The organism is Dyadobacter sandarakinus (genome assembly GCF_016894445.1).
Taxonomy (GTDB): domain Bacteria; phylum Bacteroidota; class Bacteroidia; order Cytophagales; family Spirosomataceae; genus Dyadobacter; species Dyadobacter sandarakinus.
Genome location: NZ_CP056775.1, coordinates 225,750 through 245,855 on the forward strand (window position 1 = coordinate 225,750; position 20,106 = coordinate 245,855).

Sequence of the window (20,106 nt, forward strand, 5' to 3'; positions counted from 1 at the left end):
TACTATTTATACGATGAAAGCAATTAAGCCGTAAAAAACCGCCCGTCGGTATACCAAATTGCAGATTATTCCAGCATGGGCTGTCTGGCAGTATACCCACGCTGCAAGGCCGCTTTGATGTCTTCGTGGCGGAGCGGCTTGGATATATAGTCGTCCATACCCGCTTTGAGGCATATTTCGCGATCTTCATGCATGGCATTGGCCGTCATTGCGGTAATGTAAGGCTGCTGGATATTCAGCTTGCGGATATTGCGTGTAGCATCCAGGCCGTCCATTTCCGGCATTTGCACATCCATAAAAATCATGTCGAATGTTTCTTCGCGTGCTGCGTTCAATGCTTCCAGTCCGTTATGAGCAACCGTAGGGTGATATCCCAGCTTTGTCAAAACCGTCACAAACAACTTTTCATTGATCGCATTATCCTCAGTCACGAGGATTTTTAGTGGAAATTCCTCAGCAAAGTAGGTAGACAGTAAGCTGGGGCGGGGTGGAGGAGCCGGGGCCACAACCTGGCGCGAAAGCTCGTTCTGGATCACCTGACCAAGGCGCTGATGTTTCACAGGCTTTGTCAGCACGGCTGCGAATATATCCGGATAGTTTTTACGCGTTTCGTCCCCTACCGAGCTGAGCAGTACAATCGGAATGTCCGGGTAGGTGTCCCTGATTTTTCTGGACAGGTCAAGGCCATTCATGACCGGCATGTTCTGGTCGGTGATCACCAGCTCTATTTTGGGGTTGGACTTTAAGATTTCCAGTGCTTCCCTGCCCGACGAGGCCAAAGCGGGAACAAGCTTCCAGTATTTCAGCTGGCTGTCGATGATCCGCAGATTGGTCCGGTTGTCGTCCACCACCAGTACCTGCTTGCCTTCACTGTCGCTCCGGTGCAGCTCTGTGCCGGCAGCCGGATCAGGTTCACCGGGCAGGGTCATGATCGTGAAGGTAAATGTTGCCCCTTTTTCCTCCTCACTTTCGGCATAGATGCGCCCGCCCATGAGCTCCACCAGCCTGCGGCATATCACAAGTCCCAGACCCGTGCCCCCGTACTTGCGGCTGTGCGATGAATCCACCTGCGAAAATGCCCGGAAAAGAAGATCAAGCTTGTCGTCAGAAATCCCGATGCCCGAATCCTTCACCTTGAACTGCAGTTCGATCTCGCCATGCTCATCTGTCGAAAGCAGTGCCACACTGACGAGGATTTCCCCTTTTTTGGTAAATTTTACTGCATTTCCGACCAGGTTAATCAGTACCTGCCTCAGCCGCAGGCTGTCACCGATAATTCGGGACGGCACTTCGGGATTGATCTGGTAAACAAGGTCCAGTCCTTCGAGCGCAGCTTTGCCCGAAAATACTCCCAGTACTTCCTCAATGCATTCAGGCAGGTCAAACGTTTTGCTTTCCAGCTCCATGTTCCCCGATTCGATTTTCGAAAAGTCAAGAATGTCATTGATGACTGTCAGTAGTCCATCCCCGCAGCTCATGATCGTTTCGGTATATTCGGCCTGCTCGTCGGTCATTTCGGTTTGTGAAAGCAGCAGCGCCATACCCAGAATACCGTTCATAGGCGTCCTGATTTCGTGGCTCATTGTGGCCAGGAATACACTTTTGGCCTGGTTTGCCTTTTCTGCTTCCTCTCTGGCCTGATGTTCAAGAATGTGCTTTTGTTTGAGGTCCCTGTTGAGCTTATGCAAATGTTCCGCCTGAATTTCGAGTGCCTGTTTTTGCAGGATCACCTCTTTCGTGCGCTCTTTTACTTCCTGCAAAAGAATTTTACGCTGTTTTTTCATGGCTCCCACGCGCATCTGGTACAGCAGGAAAATCACTCCGGCAAGCAGCAGTAGTATGACACCCCTGAACCACCATGTCCCCCAGAATGGAGGTACGATATGCAGCCGGATGTAAGTGCCCGTCTCATTCCAGACACCATCATTGTTCGAAGCCTTGACCCTGAAAACATAGTCACCCGGGTCGAGATTGGTGTAGGTCGCTCTCCGGGTAGTCCCCGACATAATCCAGTCATCATCGAAACCTTCCAGCTTGTAGGCATACTGATTTTTACGCGTGATGGTATAGTTCAAGGCGGTAAATTCAAAAGAAAGCATCAGGTCCTTGTGCGAAACGCGGATGTCCTTCACAGCCGTGATGTGATGCCTCAGTGGAGAATTTTTGTCCTTATTGCTGACAGACTTGTTGAAGACCTGAAAATCCGTGATGAATACCGGAGGTACATATTTATTATAGCGGATACTGTCGGGATGAAAAACATTCAACCCGTTCTGCCCGCCCAGGAACATGGTACCTGCCGCATTTTTATACACCGACATCCTGTTGAAAGACGTCCCCTGCAGACCATCGCTTGTATCGTAATTCCGGAAGGTGCGGGTATCAGGGTTGAAGTTGGAAACCCCGAGGTTTGTGGTGAGCCACAGCGTTCCGTGCGCATCTTCCAGGATTCCCTCAATCACTTCATTGGGCAGGCCGTCTTTCTGCCGGTATTGGGTAAATGTACCTTTGCGGTCATCCATCAGGTTCAGTCCGCCGTTGGTACCCACCCAGATCCTGTTTTTGCTGTCCTGATAAATACAGTTGACCAGATTGCTGCTCAGCGTTGTCTTGTCATGAATGTCGCTTGTGTAATGTTTGAATGTGCCCGTTTTGTCTTGAAAAAGGTTGAGCCCGCCTCCTTCAGTACCTACCCATACCCGGTCCTGCCTGTCTACCAGCAGGGACAGGATTACATTGGCATTGATCCCGTCGGGCTTTGAAGGGTGTGCGTAGTACCGGATGTAGGTACCGCTGGCCTTGTTGTACCGCAGCAGGCCCTCGGACGTGGCGATCCACAGCGTTCCCGCATGGTCATCTTCGAGCGCGTGGATATTGGAAGGTATCCGTCCCTTGATTTTGCTTTCCCGGTTAAGGTTGTCGAACGTTCTTTGTTTAGAATTAAATGTGCTTAATCCCCCTTTGTAATTACCGATCCACATGATCTTGTCACGGTCCTCGTGCAGGGAAATCACATAATTGCTCGCAATGCTTTTACGGTTTTCAGGCTCGTGCTTGTAGTGGGAAAATGCGGCATTTTTACGGTCCCACACATTGATCCCGCCCCCATCGGTTCCCAGCCAGAGATTTCCTGCATGGTCTTCGGTGATAGCGAGAATGTTATCATTGTTCAGACCGTCGATTTTGCCTGCATAGCTTCGTAATCTGTTAAACTTCAAAGGCTCGGCATCCATGATGTTGATACCGCCGCTGTATGTTCCCACCCACATCGCACCATTCTTATCGCAGAACATGGTGTAAATGGAACCATTGTTCAGCCGGTCCGGATTGGAGCGGTCCGCTACAAAATGGTCGAAGGTTCCGTCAGCATTCAGGATGTTAATGCCTCCATTACGCGTCCCAATCCAGAGGCGGCCGGCTTTGTCCTCCTGGATCGACAGGACATCATTGTGGGAGATACTACGCTTGTCATCCGGGTTGTGGCGGAACACGGTAAAGGTACTGTCGGCCGGATTGAACCGGTTGAGGCCGCCTCCCTCCGTAGCAATCCAGATATTGCCGGCCCGGTCTTCGTATAGGGCATTGAGTTCATTTTTGCTGAGTGAGCCGGGCGTGGCAGGTGCGTGTGTAAAGTGTACAAAATCCCCTTTCGGACTGGTCATCAGGTTGAGGCCGGCATTGGAAGTAGCCACCCATACACGTCCTTTCCGGTCAACCAGAACATAGGATACAAAGTCGCTGCTTAAACTTCTGACATCCGGAGAGTGCCTGAATGCAGTAAACTTCTTGGTAGCTATATCAAGATAATTGATACCTCCGCCTCCCGTCCCTATCCAGAGGTTGCCTTTGGCATTCATGGATATGCTGGTGACTTTGTTGTGGCTGATGCTGCCGGGTACCGCAGCATTTGTCCTGAAATTAAGAAAACGGTCGGTCACCGGATTATACAGGCTCAAACCCGCATCGTCCGTGCCGATCCAGAGTTTGCCGCGTTTGTCCTCGCACAAGGCATGCACGTAGTTATGCCCGAGGCTGCGCTCGTTTTCCGGGTCGTTGCGGTAAATCGTAAACTTGTAGCCGTCGTAGATGTTGAGCCCGTCGGGCGTGCCGAACCACATGAAGCCCCTGCTGTCACATAGTATGCTTGTGACGTTATTCTGTGACAAACCACTATTCGTGGAAAGATGACGGAAGGGGTAGTTGATTTCCTGCCCGATAGTAGGAAGTACCTTAAAAATGAGGACAAATACAGCCAATAAAGATACTTTCAGTTTATATTTAGGAAATAAAGCTTTATATAACATTAGTCCAGATATTTTCCTACACGCTACTAAGATACTCTTTTATTTTAAGTATTAAACTACTTCTACGGTATCTTACAATAATGTAAACAAAGAGTGATTACAGATTAACTGACAGGTAAAGGTTGAAGGGTATTCAACATTTAAACATTACCGGTAGCGCTATGGATTTTATACTGATTGATGACAGCGTGTTCGACTTGTTCACGCACGAAAAGCTGCTGATGCGCAGCGGTCTTGCACAACACGTCACGTCGTTTGGCTCAGGCAGGGAGGCAATTGATTTTTTGATGGAACAAACGACGGAAATGCCTGAAACGGTAATCCTGCTCGACCTGCAAATGCCTGAAATCAATGGGTTTGAGTTTACCGGACTTTATGCTTCGTTACCTTCCGAAATCCGCAGCCGCATCAAGCTCTTTATGATTTCCTCCACGGTTGATACCGCCGATATTCTCGAAGCCCGCAATAATCCCCATATTATCCGGCTCCTGTCGAAGCCCCTTGAAATTCCGCTCCTGAAATCACTGCTGCTGGTATGACCTGAGCTGCTGACGGGCTCACTTTACTTTGGCTGGCATAAATATTTATCGTCTGACGGTTTTTAAATGATCAACAAACCGTTATGAACAGTCCAATCGCTACTTACCGTCTGCAATTTCATAAAGATTTTACGCTCGAACAGTTTGAAAAGCTGGTACCATACTTCCGCAAGCTCGGAGTAGGAACCATCTATGCTTCTCCCATTCTTGAATCCTCGCCGGGCAGTACCCATGGCTACGACGGGATCAATCCGCACCTGGTCAATCCGGAAATCGGGACCATTGAGCAGCTTCGTACAATCAGCCAGACACTGCGGAAAGATGAGATCGGATGGTTGCAGGACATTGTTCCCAATCACATGGCCTTCACGCCCGTCAACCCCTGGATCGCCGACCTGCTCGAAAAAGGACCAAGATCCAGGTATGCAAAGTTTTTTGATGTAAGCGGCAACAGTGCATTATTTACAGGCAAGCTCATGGTGCCTTTCCTGGGCAATGAGCTGGAAGATGAAATCAGGGACGGAAACATTTCATTGGCACTGAATACCAGCACGAACAAGCCGGCATGGAAGTATTTCGATGAATTCTTTCCTGTAAGCCTGTCGACCTACCAGGCACTGCTTACCCCGCGCGAAGGTGCGCCGGACTCCATTGCGAGCCTGTCGGAACAATTTGATAAACTGCATGAGCAGGAAGCCCCTGCTTTTTACGATCAGGCCTGGAACGAGCTGATGCTGCAATTTAATGCACTGCTCAAAAATCCTGAGTTTGCCGCCTTCCTGAACAAGCGTCTGGAAGAGATCAATGCAGATCCCGAGGCAGTTACCGAACTGCTCGGACAGCAGGAGTATGAGCTTTGTTTTTGGCAGCACACAGCCGAAAAGATTAATTTCCGGAGGTTTTTTACCGTAAACGGACTCATTTGTCTGAATATCCAGGATGACCAGGTTTTTGAAACCTATCACGAGCTGATCCGCGAGCTGGTGGACGATGGTACCTGGACCGGACTGCGCATTGACCATATTGACGGATTGTACGATCCTGAGAAGTACCTTCAGGACCTTCGTACCCTGACTGGCGGCGATGCATATATTGTTGTTGAGAAGATCCTGGAAAAAGACGAGCAAATGCCCGTGCACTGGGAGATTCAGGGAACATCGGGCTACGAATTCCTGGCGGATGTCAACAACGTATTTACCAGCACCGAAGCTGAAAAACCATTCACCGACTTTTACAGGGAACTCACCGGCGACGAGCGCGAGATCAAAGCGCAGCTGCTTGATAAAAAATCAGACATCCTGTACAAGCACATGGGTGGCGAACTCGATAACCTTTACCAGCTTTTTGTAAGGTTGCAGCTCGCAGACCAGGAAGTCCTTAATAGCATCGGAGCCGATGAGCTGAAACGTGCGATTGGCGCATTGCTGATCTATTTCCCCGTTTACCGCTATTACGGCAACCAGTTGCCACTACCCGAAAAAGAACAAACCGAGCTCAGAAGCCTGTTTGATAAGCTGCGCGAAAATGAAGCCGGGCTTACTGATGCCCTCCACCTGCTCGAAAAAGTACTGATGGGTACGGAGGAGGATGAGGCGCCCGAAGGTGCATTGGAATTTTACCAGCGACTGATGCAGTTTTCGGGTCCGCTGATGGCCAAGGGAGGGGAAGATACATTAATGTACACCTACAACCGCTTCATCGGTCATAATGATGTGGGCGACTTTCCTGACCGGTTTGGGATGACTGTAAAGGATTTTCATGCGCGTATGCGCCGGAGGCAAAAAGAGCAGCCATTTTCATTGAACACTACCTCAACACACGACACCAAAAGAGGTGAGGATGTACGCGCGCGGCTCAACGTACTCACCGACCTGGCCGACGAGTGGCTGGCGTTGGTAAAGGAATGTCAGGAAATGAACCAGTCCGATCGCGGCCAGGGCCCAGACCTGAATGATGAATACCTCATTTACCAGACCATCGTGGGCGCATACCCGATGCCGGGCTCAGGCGATAATGACTTTGCTGACCGGCTTGAAGCGTATTTGCAAAAAGCATTGCGTGAAGGAAAAACGAATTCCGACTGGGCCGAACCGAATGAAGCCTATGAAAAGGCCGCAGTAGAGTTTGCACAAAAATTACTGGAAAAGGATACCCCGTTCCAGAGACGTTTTGCAGAATTCCAGTCTGATGTGATTGAATACGGCATTATCAATTCCCTGGCGCAGGTAGTGCTGAAATTTACCTGTCCGGGCATTCCCGACGTGTACCAAGGATGCGAGCTTTGGGACCTGAGCCTGGTGGATCCGGATAACCGGCGCCCCGTCGACTATGCATTGCGTGAAAAACTGCTGACGGGCTTTGCTGATTATGACCATGGTACGCTCCTGTCCAATCTTTGGGAAAACCGGCACGAAGGCGGCATCAAGCTTTGGCTTACAACGCGCTTGTTTGAGCTGCGAAAAGAAGCACCGCTGATTTTTACAGGCGGAGAATATATCCCGCTGACGGTGCGCGGAACCTACAAAAACAATGTGCTCGCATTTGCACGAAAACAAAAAAAGGACTTCTACATTATTGCAGTCCCATTGCATATTGCGCAGGTATGCCATGAGCAGCAAACGGACTTTTTCGGGCTCGACTGGAAAGATACCAACATCGTACTGCCCGACAACCTGTCGCCCGAGTGGCTGGATATCTTCACTGAGAAAAGCAGTGAGTACCAGGGCAAGCTGGTTGTAGCGGACCTTTTCAAAACGCTGCCTGCGGTGATATTAAAAGGTACCCGGGTAGATAATGAGCGTAAAGCTGGTGTACTGCTGCACATTTCTTCATTGGCATCACCCTTTGGAGTAGGTGATCTTGGGCCTGAGGCATATGCATTCGCTGATTTTCTGGCACGTAGTAATCAAAAGCTCTGGCAGATACTTCCCCTCAATCCCATAGAGGCGGCGCAGGCCAATTCTCCATACAGTGCATTGTCCAGCAGGGCAGGTAATTATTTGCTGATCAGTCCGGAGCAGCTTGCCGCTGAAGGATTGCTGGATGCAGACGGTTTGCAGGAATATCACCTGCCGCAGGCCGAGAAGGCCGACTTCGACAAAGCAGGAGAAGTGAAAGCGCAGATGTTGAAAAAAGCATTTGAAAAGTCTTTGGAGCTCAACGATGCTTCCGAAAAGCAGGCCCTTGAAGAATTTGCAGAGCAAAATGCCGACTGGCTGCCCGACTTTTGTCTGTACATGGTTTTGAAAGAAAAACATGAGGGAAGTCCCTGGTTTGAATGGACACCCGAGTTCAGGAAGCGGGAAGAAAGTGCATTGTCCAGACTGAAAGAAGAGGCCGCCGGAGAAATCAGGCAGATAGCGTGGCAGCAATATATTTTTAATAAACAATGGAAAAACCTGCACTCGTACTGCAAGGAACGTGGCATCGAGCTGCTGGGCGACATTCCTTTCTATGTGAGCTATGACTCGGCGGATGTATGGTCGCACCGTGACCTGTTCCGGGTGGATGAAGAGGGTAAGATCACCGGCGTGGCTGGCGTGCCGCCGGATGCTTTCTCTGACGATGGCCAGCTTTGGGGAATGCCGGTGTTCAACTGGGATGCACTCAAAGAAAGCGGCTACCACTGGTGGATCCGCAGGCTCGCCAAGAATATGGAGTTGTTTGACATTTCGCGCCTCGACCATTTCCGTGCTTTTGCCGATTACTGGGAAGTACCCGGGGGCGAAAAGACTGCCGTCAATGGTACCTGGCAGCTGGGGCCGGGTGAGGAGTTTTTTGCCAAAGCCGAAACCGAGCTGGGCAGCCTGCCTTTTATAGCCGAGGACCTGGGTGAAATGAGTCCTGCTGTATATGTACTGCGCGATAAGTTCTCACTGCCCGGCATGAAGGTAGCACAATTTGCCTTTGACGAAAACATGCCGCAATCGGATCACATTCCGCATAATTACAAGCCCAATTTCATTGCCTACACCGGCACCCACGACAATAATACCACCCGCGGCTGGCTCAGGCAGTCCGCTGACGAGCAAACTGCGGAAAGGGTATCGTACTATGCAGGGTATGAGGTAAATGAAGAAAATGTAAGCCAGGCGATGTCGCGGATGGTATTCGGCTCAGTGGCCAAATGGGCAATCATACCCATGCAGGACGTGCTGAACCTTGACGAGTCAGCGATCATGAATATTCCGGGATCGAGCGAAGACAACTGGTCGTGGAGACTTACTCCCGGGCAGATCACGAAGGAAGCCGAACAATGGCTTACTGAAGTTACCGTGCTCTTCAACCGCGATTAGGTTTTATATTGGGCAAAAAAAGCAAAGTGCAATGAGAGCAAAAGCATTTTTGTCCGCAATCCTTTTCATGGCGACCACTTTCCTGCCCGCCTGCGACCGAAAGGCCGGGAACGTACAGGAGGCGGTCGCCATTCTTACTGATGCAAAAAAATGGCGGATCGATCAGATTCTCGTCAATGATGCAGTTACTTTCAGAGACGGCAAGATGCTCACCCAGTTTGGGGGAGTTCAGTTTGAAAGCTACATGGAAACCGTCGAGCTGCGGCCCGACGGTACTTTTTCCGGAGTATTCAAAGGTGCGGCCGGACCGTTCCTTTTGCAATGGAAAGCGGAACAGGAAAACATTTCAATCACCGATCCTAAAACCACCCAAAAAGGAGGGGAGTGGCTGATCACTCCGGCCGACGTAAGTCCCGGAGGATTTACAATGACCACCCGGAGCACTGCATACGATTATCCCAATATGACCAAGATTGCATTGAAGTTTAAGCCCGCTTCCTAGTCCCGGCGCGCAGCCTGCGTACCATGGTCAAGACCCTCTGCTATCCTGATCAGTCTTACCAGCTCGGACCGGTAACCTTCCTTGTCGTTGCCGAGCGCACTTTGCGCATGTGCCGCAGCATCCTGGTAAGAGGCACTCCCGCGAAACTCCGAATGCCGCAGTAGCAAACCAAACTCAGCCACCGAAGCCGCAAACCGTACATCAGCGCTGCATTCGGCAAAGGCTTTGGGTTTGGTTTTTACAGGTACTTCAAGCAGCATGCTCTTGGAGTCGTCCGGTTTTTTGTACCTGACTTTTACATGCATGAACTCATCACGGGCATTGGCAACTGCCTGGCCGCCCTGGTAGCGCAGTGCAGTGCCAGGCTTGATATAGCTGCTCTGCACACCTGCGGGTACAATTTCATAAATTGCCGTGACTGTATGTCCGGAGCCCATTTCGCCTGCATCCTTCTGGTCGTTCTGAAAATCCTCGTTTTGTAAAGCACGGTTTTCGTAACCAATGAGCCGGTATGCCTGTACAAAGTGCGGATTGAATTCGATCTGGATTTTTACATCTTTGGCAACCGTGAACAGCGTACCCCCAAATTCCCCCACGAGTTGCTTGCGTGCTTCCTGCATATTATCAATGTAGGCGTAGTTGCCATTTCCTTTGTCAGCCAGGATTTCCATCATGCTGTCCTTGTAGTTGTTCATCCCAAATCCCAGTACGCTCAGGAAAATCCCATCCTGCCGCTTGCGCTCAATAAGCCTTTGCAGCTCACTCTCGGACATTGCACCTACATTGAAGTCACCGTCAGTAGCCAGGATCACCCGGTTGTTTCCGTTTTTCACAAAATGTTTTTCAGCAAGGTCGTAGGCCAGCGAAATACCTTCTTCTCCCGCGGTGGAACCGCCGGCTTCCAGCTGGTTGAGGGCTTCACGGATCTTCATCTTTTCGTTTCCCGATGTGGGCGGCAGCACCGTGCCCGCAGCTCCTGCATATACCACAATGGAAACCTTGTCCTGCGCCCGGAGCTGGTTTGTGAGCAGGGCAAATGCCTGCTTTACAAGCGGGAGTTTGTTTTCGTCCGACATGGAACCCGACACGTCGATGAGGAAAACGAGGTTCGATGCCGGCAAGTGGTCTGTTTCGATGGATTTTGCCCGTATTCCGACGTGAAGCAACTGCAATCCTTTGTTCCAGGGCGATTCGGTAAGTTCTGTATGTACGCTGATGGGATGCGGCCCCGCAGGCTGAGGGTAGTCGTACTCAAAGTAGTTGATCATTTCTTCCACCCGCACGGCATCTTCCGGCGGCAGTTTTCCGAGGTTCAGAAACCGCCGGACGTTGCTGTACGATGCGCGGTCCACGTCGATGGAAAAAGTACTTAAAGGTTCGGCGGTACTCAGGCGGAAATTACTTTCCTGAACAGCCTGGTACCGCTCTGTGTTTTGAAAAGTCCGTCCATAAAGCGGGCTGTTTTGTATGGGCGTACTTATTGTTACCGCGCGTTCGGGCTTTGCGGGTGCGGAAGCCAGTCTGTCGTACAGTAATGCCGGTGATTTTTTCAGTATAACATGCAATGCAAGTGTATCCTGGGCTACTGCTTCCCTGCGTGGTTGATACTCTGGGAGGCTGAACAGGAGATACCGTGTTCCGGCAGGTACATGGATCGCGTATTTTCCGTCCTGGTCGGAGGAGGTGGTTATAGCACCATCGGGAGTCTGGATGGTTACTCCGTAGAGAGGCTGGTTGGCAGCATTTGTAACCACACCTTTCACATCGCGGTGCGGAATGCCTGTAAACGCAAGAAGCAGTAATGTAAATGCCAGGGTCAAATTCGCTTTCATGGTCATCGGTTTTGATTTCACCATGGATGCCGGCCGGGCGTATTTTCCATAAGTTTTTTAAAGAATTTTATGGAATTTTAAAAAAATACGCATCTACCTGACGGTGCTGCCCCAAACCTCGCAGACATACACTAGTGAAGTTTATCCACATTCTCCGGCCCGGGAAACCCGGCACGATTTCAGAGGAAGAACAACTTTCGGCCTACCGGAAAACGGGCGATATACGGCTGCTGGGTACTATTTACCAGCCGTATATGGAGCTGGTATTTGCAGTTTGCTACAAGTATCTCCGTGATGAGGACGACAGCAAAGACGCCGTCATGCAGATTTTCGAAAAACTGGTGGTGGATTTACGCGTACACGAAGTGACCCGGTTCAAAAACTGGCTGCATACCGTCGCACGCAATTATTGCCTGATGCGCCTGCGGGAAACTACCCTTCTGCCTGTGGCCCCGGATTTGCAGCATTTGATGGTTGATACGGCTGAAGACGCGCCAGGACCATTGGAAACCGAGGGCCGGTTGGAGCAGCTGGATGCCTGCCTTGAAAAACTTTTACCAGACCAGCGGAAAGCAGTTGAAATGTTTTACCTGCACGAGAAATGTTACCGGGAAATATGCAGCGAAATGGATCTGGAGTTTAATAAAGTGAAGAGCCACATTCAGAACGGAAAGCGGAACCTTAAAATTTGCATGGAGAAAAATGGCAGGATCTGATGCACAACCATCCTTTGGCCCAGCAGAATTCGGGCGGTACCAGCGGGGCGAAATGTCGGCCCGCGAGCAGTACCTGCTTGAAAAACACATGCTGGAAGACCCGATGACGGCGGAGGCTTACGAGGGCTTTCTGGCCATGCAGCAAGCAGGCGTTTCCGTCGGGAGTGCAGGGGAGGAGCTACGTTCCCGACTGGCAGACCGCGTGCATACCCAAAGCAGAAAGTGGCTTTACTACGGTGTTGCTGCATGCATTGCCCTGGTCGCGGGTACTACCTGGATCGTGTATCAGGACCGGGTGCCCGGGATTACTGACAAGCAGCCGGCAGCCGCAATAAGCATACCTTCCTCCATGCAGCCGGATACCACTATGCCATTGAGCGCGCCGGTAGCAGCCTCGGCCGGTTCTGCCCGGGCGATTCACCGCCCGGCCAGGGTATTGAAGTCTGCGGCCGGGCAGGCACCGGCAAAGCAAGCCGATACCTTTTACGCCGATGTTGCTTCCGCACAAACTCCGAAACCTAGCAAAGAAAACATGATTGCGCCTCTGCCTGCTGCTCCGCCGACAGTTACTATCCCTGCATCTCCTTTTTCATCGAAAGTTGCGCAGGCCAGGGATAGTATGATCCGCTATAACCGGGTGGCTTCCGGCAATTTTGCCGGCGAGCACCAGGTATTGTTCGACAGTCGTCCGGCTGTGGCCCGCAATCCTGTGAGTGCAGCCCGCCCGGTTGCTGATAAACACCCGGTGCCCGCAGCAGGGTGGCCCGCTTACAATCAGTACCTGTACGTGTCGACCAGGAATGCGGCACGGAAAGGAGTGGTTACGGTCACATTCACGGTTGATCCCGCAGGGGCATTGTCAGGATTTTATACGTTGGGCGAAGAGGCGCTCTTTGCTGCTGCTACGGACATCATCCGGAAAGGTCCGGTATGGACAGCCGGTGTTGTCAATGGAAAACCTGCCGGGCAGCCTGTCACAATTACGCTACACTTCGAAAAAGAATAGCTACCTGCCTTTTTATTTTTCTTCATCCCGACAGGAAGTCACCTGCGGACATTCCAGAGCAGTCCACATTTATGGCACTATTCCAATATTGAGCCTTTTTAAAAAATGGCTTCAACTTTCTCATTATCAATAGCATATAATGCACTACGTAGAAGTAATTGTAAAAATTTTTCTATTTGTGTCGTCAAAGTTTGGTGATGTAAAAAGGACTATGTAATTTTACTGAACATCTCTGAAATGCTTATCTGAACAATTATCTTATAAGGTATAAAACGTTCACTTACAGCCCATTGATGGTTTGTCCCAAAAGCATAAAAATTCAGAAGAACTGAAAATTGACATCATAAATTGAATGTTAAAAATTTCAGGATCAGATTTTGTTGGATTGGGCAAAATAGTATTTCTACACACTTAGTGAATGTTCGTAAAAAGAAGTAATTTGGAAAGCATAATGCAATACAAATTACATGTACTCCTCCTGCTGTTTAAGAACCTGATCTGATTATATTTTTTACAACACCCATGAGTAAATCAAGCCTGTTGATTATAGATGACGAGCCAAGTATTACCAAAATACTGGAACATTTTCTTAAAAAGGATTTTGATGTTGTAGTGAAACATGACGGCTCGGAAGGTATGCTCTGGCTTGAAGAAGGCAACCAGGTCGACCTTATCATTGCCGACCTGCATATGCCGAACCTGAGCGGCAAGGAGTTTCTGAAAGTAGCCCGTGCGAGCAACCTTTACGCCGACATCCCCATTATTATCCTCTCCGGATCCGATGAGAGCAGCGAGCGCATTTACTGCCTCAATGCAGGCGCGGACGACTTCATGGTGAAGCCTTTTAACCCCATGGAAGTACACGCCAAGATCAACGCGATCCTCCGACGCAGTAAACGCTTCTCTTAATCAGTATAGAAATGGAATTGACAGACACACCGATGGAAGTGGCAGCCATGCCAAGGTCTTCCAATGCAGTTCAGTTCAGGGTAATTTATTTGAATGCAGATATTGAACAATACCTCTGGTTCTCAGACCAATATGCAGAATCTTTGCAGGTAGCGTATTTTGAAAATACCGGCGGCGTGCTGGAAGCCTTGTACGAAAATTTTCCCGCAGACGTCATCCTGGCTCACGTGAACAGCGGCGGCCTCGAATTGCTGGACACCATCCGCAAAAGCACCAACTTCGGCAACATCCCCTTTGTGCTGGTGGTGGATAAGCTTACGCCCGAGCTTGTCCGGACCGCGCGTGAAAAACATGCGGACGATATTTTCTCGGCCGGTTTTGAGCACGGTGACCTGATCACACGCATACGCTATTTTAAAAAGAGACAATGGTATGTGGCCAGCAAGGCCTCCCAGAAAATCAGCGCGCAAAATACCCGTACCCCATTCTGGAAGCGCGCGATGGATGTGGCGGCAACCGGTACGGCTGTGATTTTGCTCCTGCCCGTGTTTTTGCTGGTAGCCCTGCTCATCCGCCTCGACTCGAAGGGGCCTGTTTTTTACAAGTCTAAAAGAGTGGGAAGCGGGTACAAGATATTCGACCTCTACAAGTTCCGTACGATGCGCACGGACGCTGATCAGATGATCAGGAAAATGGCTGCGCTGAGCATGTATAACAAGGCTACTGAGCCGGTTCAGCAAATGGAAACTACCGGTTTGTGCGACGATTGCCGGGCAGGTAATCACTGTAAAAGTCTGCTTTTTCACGATGGCAAGCAGATTTGCGAAAAGCTGTACAACTTTCAGAAGGAGCAGAAGGCTGCCTTTATGAAATTCCAGAATGACCCGCGCATTACGCGTTTTGGCCAGTTCCTGCGGAATTCCAGCATTGATGAACTTCCGCAGCTGCTCAATATCCTGAAAGGGGATATGTCACTGGTGGGCAACCGCCCGCTGCCGCTTTACGAAGCTGAAAAAATGACGACGGACGACAAGATCCTCCGCTTTGCGGGTCCTGCTGGACTGACCGGCCTGTGGCAGGTGACCAAGAGGGGCAAAGGCAAAGCCGATATGTCGGAGGAGGAGCGCACGCAGCTGGACATTACCTATGCGAAGGAATTCTCTTTTAAAATGGACATGACGATTATCCTGAAAACATTTCCAGCCTTGCTGCAATCGGAGAATGTTTAGGGACGCACTATACTCACACCCGGACCCATTGATCCTGCTGCTCATCGTAGCCCTTTATGCGGCGGGAAGGATTGCCCACGGCTACGGAATATGGAGGGACGTCTTTGGTAACGACCGACCCGGCGGCGATAACGGAATGTTTGCCGATGGTCACCCCGGCAGTAATTACCGTATTGGCGCCGATCCAGCAGTCGTCCTCGATGGTTATCTGCGCCATGTTGACACCCTGCTTGTGAATCGGCTGGCGAACATTCTGGTAATTGTGGTTCAGCCCGCTCGCTACGATGTTCTGTGCAAGTATGACGTTGTTTCCGATGGTTATAGGACCAATAATCACATTGCCCAGACCTACCAGCGAGTTGTCCCCAATCCTTACATCCCCTACACCATTATTAATTGTCGTGAAATCTTCAATCATCGAGTTGTCGCCTATTGAGAAATGATTGAAGGGCAGCACATCCATTCTGACCCAGCGGCGGATCACCACGTTCTTGCCGCGCTGATGAAAGAACCGGTTCAGGAAAATGCGTACCCAGAGGCGCGGCCTTGCCTGGCTGGTCGGGATCAGAAGCCAGTGAACGAATTTTTTTAGGCGGGGGCTGCTCCGGATTTGTTCGGTAAATGACATGCTGAACGGATTTTTTGTATAAAATTGCGTAGTAATATTTATTAGCCAAATGTATTGTGTATTGCTACAAAGTCAAGGGAAAATAATTTTAAATAAAACGATTTTCAGTACCATGCGATATGCAGTGTTTTTGATACCTCTTTTCCTTTTCGTGCAGAGCGCCCGGGCGCAGGAAACGCTGAGCAAGGACGTATCCATCGAATACCTCGAAAAGCTGATCGCAATCTGCAAGGCAAACTATCCCAAGGTCAAGATGTACGAATCCCGGATGCAGGTAGCCGAATATGGAGTGAAAAAGGCGAAGCTGTCGTATTATGACATTATCAACTTTTCATATTTGTACAGTCCTACCAATACGACTGCGACACTTTCATCCACGCTGCTGAGTGGCTACCAGTTTGGTTTTTTTGTCAACATAGGCGCGCTTCTTCAGAAGCCCAGCCTGATCAAGCAGGCCAAAGGAGAGTACCAGGTAGCCAAGTTTGATAAAGAAGCCAATGACCTCACCATGGAAGCGGAGGTGAAGAAGCGGTACTACACATACATTCAGAAAAAAGCCATATTCAGGGTGCGTTCCGGCGCGCTCCTGGATGTGGAAAGCATGCTGGCCAACATCAGGCACCGGTTTGAGAATGGCCAGGAATCACTGGAAAAGTATAATCAGGTCATTCTGATGCAGACGGACCATATGCAGAATCTGATCACCTCCGAAAGCGAGCTGCTGATTGCAAAAAGCAGCCTTGAAGAACTTTTGGGACAAAAACTTGAAGATATCAAATGAGTGATTTTTTGCAATTTATCCGGCTGTTACAGCGCAACAAGATCACCCTGATCCTGGTGCCCCTTATTACTGTAATTGTCAGCTACTTTCTCGTACAGGAACTGCCCGATACCTTTAAGTCGCACGCGCGCATTGCAACCGGGCTGGTAGATAAAACCGATCAGGTGATTACCAATGAAAAAGAGGAGCAGGACCAGCAGATTGCGCGCAAGTTCGAGAGCCTGATCCAGATGATCAAGCTGAAAAGGTCGCTCGACCAGGTTTCGTACAAGCTGCTTCTCAATGACCTGAAAGGGACCAAGGACTCTACCTGGCGCGAACCTGTCAAGGATCTCGAAAATATGAGCAAGGCCGACAAAGCGAAGGCAATCGCCCTGATTACCCAGAAATACAAGGCCCGGGAAGAGCTTTTTCTTTGGAAACCTTTTGAAAACAGGTTGAACAAAATCCTGATTGATATGGGCTACGACTCCGGTACCCTGCGTGACAAGCTGCTGGTGTACCGTGTCAGTACCAGCGACTACATTGATCTTGAATTTGAAGCCGAGCATCCCGACCTGGCAGCTTATATCCTGAATACGCTGGCCCAGGAGTTTATCGCAGATAACTCTTCCCGCATTGTAGGAAATAACAAGAAGACCATCGACTTCCTGCAGGGCTTTATGCAACAGAAGCTTACCGCCCTCAACGAGCGCATGAACACGCTCAAAAATTACAAAATCCAGAACCGCGTACTTAACCTGAACGAGCAGGCGAAGAGTATTTACGGGCAGATGGCCGATTATGAAACACGGCGCGAAGTAGCTCAAAAAGACATTATTGCGTACGGGGCAGCCATCAAAAACATTGATAACAAATTTAACCCTGCGGACAGGAAGTACTTTGAAAGCGCACTCACGGCGATCAACCAGCAGATCATTCAAAGCAAAAACAACCTCCGTGCCTTAAATGAAAGGTATGTGCTCAGCAACTTTGATACCCGGCTGAAATCGAGTGTCGACTCCCTGAAAAACAAGCTGGCATCTGAAATCGACAATGCGTCGGACAAGTATGCGTACAATCCGATGGCGCTGAAGCAAGACCTGGTCACCCAGAAAATGCAGATGGAAATTTCGCTGGAACTGGCCAGAAACAGTGTGGCTTCCATCCAGGGCGAATTGAACCGCCTCAACCGCAAGTTTGACGGTCTGGTACCCAATGAGGCCAAGATTCAGGAATATGAAACTGGCATTGACATTGCCAGTAAGGAGTACATTGAAGCTCTCCAGCGCTACAATGAAGCCAGTCTGAATTCGAGCTTTCCCGTGTACGTGCGGCTGATTGAGCGGGCTATGCCGGGCGAAGTACAAGCCTCCAAAAAGATGGTGCTCGTGATCCTTTCCGGTGTGATCAGCCTGGTATTCTGTGTGTTTGTCTTCTTCATTCTTTTTTATCTCGACAAATCGATCCGCTACCCTTTGCAGCTGGCCAATGCCACCGACAAGCCGGTACTGGGCTATCTCAACTCGCTGGACAAAGATTCGGGCCTGAGTGTTTCGGGTATCAACAGTTCCGACGACAAGCCGGTACGATTGTACAAAAACCTGATCCGCTCCATCCGCTACGAGCTGGACAATGAGCTGGACGATCCCAAAATGATCGCCGTGACGAGCCTTTCGAGCAGTCTGGGCAAAACATCTTTTGTGATATCACTGGCGTGGGCATTTTCCAAGATCAACAAAACGGTTCTGATCATCGACGGTAACTTTGAACAACGCGACGTATCCCGGCTTAACCCCGACTCTGAATTGTTTGAAAACTTTTTGAAAAGAGATACGATCCTTGAAGCCAATTCCGGCCAAATCAGCATCTTGACCAACAAAGGCGGCGATATGTCGCTCCTTGAACTGGCGGACGAAAAGCGCATTTATGAGCGCCTGCAAATTCTGAAAACGCAGTTCGATGTCATCTTGATCGAAACAGATTCACTGAATGCCATGAACAAGGCGAAGGAATGGATCGCATTTGCCGACCGCGTCGTGGCTGTGTTTGCCGCCGGCCGCACCATATCGGATGAAGACCAGTCGAAAATCCAGTACCTGAATACTTTGGAGGCGAAATTCTCGGGCTGGGTACTTACCAATACCGAAGACATTCCTGAGCAGGCTGGTAAAATAGCTAAACCCGTGGAAGTATGATCATACTCAAATACATCTGGATTTTGCTGCAATGCCTGATCGGGTTCAACCTGGTGATGCCGGTGCTGCTGCTGCTGGTCTATTCACTTCGGCGTTCCCGGGTGAGGAATGCGGCGAATGCACTGCAAGCAGCTGCTCCTGCCGATTACGGCATTATTGTTACCGCCTACGAGCAGACACACCAGCTGCCGGCCGTGGTGGCATCCCTGCTACGATTGCAGTACCGGAACTTCCACATTTACGTGGTCGCCGATAAATGCGACATCAGTAACCTTCACTTTCCTGCGGACAAGGTATCGGTGCTCCGCCCTGAGCAGGTACTCGCGAGCAATACCCGGTCGCACTTCTATGCGATCCGTAACTTCATCCGGCCCCATTCACACCTTACCATTATCGACAGCGATAACCTGACCGAGCCGGATTACCTCGATCAGCTGAATGTATTTTTTGCCAGAGGCTTTGAGGCGGTACAGGGCGTGCGCGACGCCAAAAATCTGGACAGTACCTATGCGCGGCTGGATGCGGCGCGGGACATTTACTATCATTTTTATGACGGTAAAATTCTTTTCGGGGCAGGATCGTCGGCTACGCTGGCCGGGTCGGGTATGGCTTTCACCACATCCCTGTACAGGAAGTGTCTTGAACATCTGGATGTGCAGGGTGCCGGTTTTGACAAGGTTTTGCAGGAAGGTATTGTGAGCCGCGGCTACCGCATTGCATTTGCCGAGGGCGCTGTCGTGTACGATGAAAAGACCAGCGGCAGTGAGCAGCTTGTGAAGCAGCGCGCACGCTGGATCAACACCTGGTTCAAATATTTCGGTTACGGATTCAAGATCCTGTTCAGGGGGCTCGGCCGTGCTGACTGGAACCAGATCGTATTCGGGCTGGTGCTGCTGCGTCCGCCCTTGTTCATTTTCCTGCTGCTGTCGGTCGCTTTCATGCTGGTAAATGCGTGGCTCGCGCCCTGGGTAGCATTGATCTGGCTTGCGGGTTTACTCACTTTTGTACTGGGCTTTTACATATCACTGCGGAGATCACATACCGACCAGCGCATTTACCAGTCGCTGTACAGCATTCCCAAATTCATATCCTTCCAGCTGCTCGCACTTTTTCATTCCAGGAAAGCCAACAGCATATCGGTGGCCACGCGCCACGGGCAGCCGGAACAAAACACCTGATCTGTTAGCC

Annotated in this window: 13 protein-coding genes; 10 read left to right on the top strand and 3 right to left on the bottom strand. The window is 50.2% G+C overall.

Translation table 11 applies throughout. From position 1 onward, the window contains the following. Positions 1 to 65: 65 nt before the first annotated feature. Positions 66 to 4,256, bottom strand: coding sequence for a hybrid sensor histidine kinase/response regulator (locus HWI92_RS00800; protein ID WP_204660316.1), 4,191 nt, complete (start codon positions 4,254 to 4,256; stop codon positions 66 to 68). A gap of 209 nt (positions 4,257 to 4,465) precedes the next feature. Between HWI92_RS00800 and HWI92_RS00805 the strand changes: the two genes are divergently transcribed. The 3 genes from HWI92_RS00805 to HWI92_RS00815 all read left to right on the top strand — a co-directional run bounded on the left by HWI92_RS00805 (position 4,466) and on the right by HWI92_RS00815 (position 9,640). Beyond that, complete coding sequence (locus HWI92_RS00805; RefSeq protein ID WP_204660317.1) at positions 4,466 to 4,843, top strand: response regulator; 378 nt, start codon at positions 4,466 to 4,468, stop codon at positions 4,841 to 4,843. 83 nt (positions 4,844 to 4,926) lie between these two features. Further along, positions 4,927 to 9,138, top strand: coding sequence for a malto-oligosyltrehalose synthase (treY, locus tag HWI92_RS00810; protein WP_204660318.1), 4,212 nt, complete (start codon positions 4,927 to 4,929; stop codon positions 9,136 to 9,138). A gap of 31 nt (positions 9,139 to 9,169) precedes the next feature. After that, positions 9,170 to 9,640 carry a hypothetical protein gene (locus HWI92_RS00815; protein ID WP_204660319.1) on the top strand — a complete coding sequence of 157 codons (471 nt, stop codon included), beginning with the start codon at positions 9,170 to 9,172 and terminating at the stop codon, positions 9,638 to 9,640. On the opposite strand, the gene HWI92_RS00820 is transcribed toward HWI92_RS00815, so the two are convergent. Next, a complete protein-coding gene (locus tag HWI92_RS00820) occupies positions 9,637 to 11,472 on the bottom strand; it encodes a vWA domain-containing protein (RefSeq protein WP_204660320.1) in 1,836 nt (611 codons plus the stop codon). The two genes, HWI92_RS00815 and HWI92_RS00820, sit on opposite strands and share 4 nt — an antisense overlap. Positions 11,473 to 11,606: 134 nt before the next feature. On the opposite strand from HWI92_RS00820, the gene HWI92_RS00825 reads away from it, so the two are divergent. From HWI92_RS00825 to HWI92_RS00840, 4 genes are all read left to right on the top strand, one after another. Beyond that, a complete protein-coding gene (locus HWI92_RS00825; RefSeq protein ID WP_229248653.1) occupies positions 11,607 to 12,188 on the top strand; it encodes an RNA polymerase sigma factor in 582 nt (193 codons plus the stop codon). Then, positions 12,175 to 13,194, top strand: a complete 1,020-nt coding sequence (locus tag HWI92_RS00830) for a hypothetical protein (protein ID WP_204660321.1) — start codon at positions 12,175 to 12,177, stop codon at positions 13,192 to 13,194. Before HWI92_RS00825 ends, HWI92_RS00830 begins: the two co-directional genes overlap by 14 nt. Positions 13,195 to 13,716: 522 nt before the next feature. Beyond that, entirely contained in the window at positions 13,717 to 14,103 is a 387-nt protein-coding gene (locus HWI92_RS00835; RefSeq protein WP_204660322.1) for a response regulator transcription factor, read from the top strand. A gap of 11 nt (positions 14,104 to 14,114) precedes the next feature. Next, on the top strand, positions 14,115 to 15,332 hold the full coding sequence (locus HWI92_RS00840) for a sugar transferase (RefSeq protein ID WP_204660323.1): 1,218 nt from the start codon (positions 14,115 to 14,117) through the stop codon (positions 15,330 to 15,332). Between the two features lie 13 nt (positions 15,333 to 15,345). Here HWI92_RS00840 and HWI92_RS00845 read toward each other — a convergent pair whose 3' ends face one another. Next, positions 15,346 to 15,960 (bottom strand): acyltransferase, encoded by a 615-nt coding sequence (locus tag HWI92_RS00845; RefSeq protein ID WP_204660324.1) that lies wholly within the window; start codon positions 15,958 to 15,960, stop codon positions 15,346 to 15,348. Positions 15,961 to 16,072: 112 nt separating this feature from the next. On the opposite strand from HWI92_RS00845, the gene HWI92_RS00850 reads away from it, so the two are divergent. The 3 genes from HWI92_RS00850 to HWI92_RS00860 are packed head-to-tail and all read left to right on the top strand — an operon-like array spanning position 16,073 to position 20,096. Further along, entirely contained in the window at positions 16,073 to 16,741 is a 669-nt protein-coding gene (locus tag HWI92_RS00850; protein ID WP_204660325.1) for a TolC family protein, read from the top strand. Further along, the gene (locus tag HWI92_RS00855; RefSeq protein WP_204660326.1) at positions 16,738 to 18,918 is read left to right on the top strand and encodes a lipopolysaccharide biosynthesis protein; all 2,181 of its coding nucleotides are present in this window, start codon (positions 16,738 to 16,740) and stop codon (positions 18,916 to 18,918) included. Before HWI92_RS00850 ends, HWI92_RS00855 begins: the two co-directional genes overlap by 4 nt. Further along, positions 18,915 to 20,096: a glycosyltransferase gene (locus HWI92_RS00860; protein WP_204660327.1), complete on the top strand. Its 1,182-nt coding sequence runs from the start codon at positions 18,915 to 18,917 to the stop codon at positions 20,094 to 20,096. Before HWI92_RS00855 ends, HWI92_RS00860 begins: the two co-directional genes overlap by 4 nt. Positions 20,097 to 20,106 lie beyond the last annotated feature (10 nt).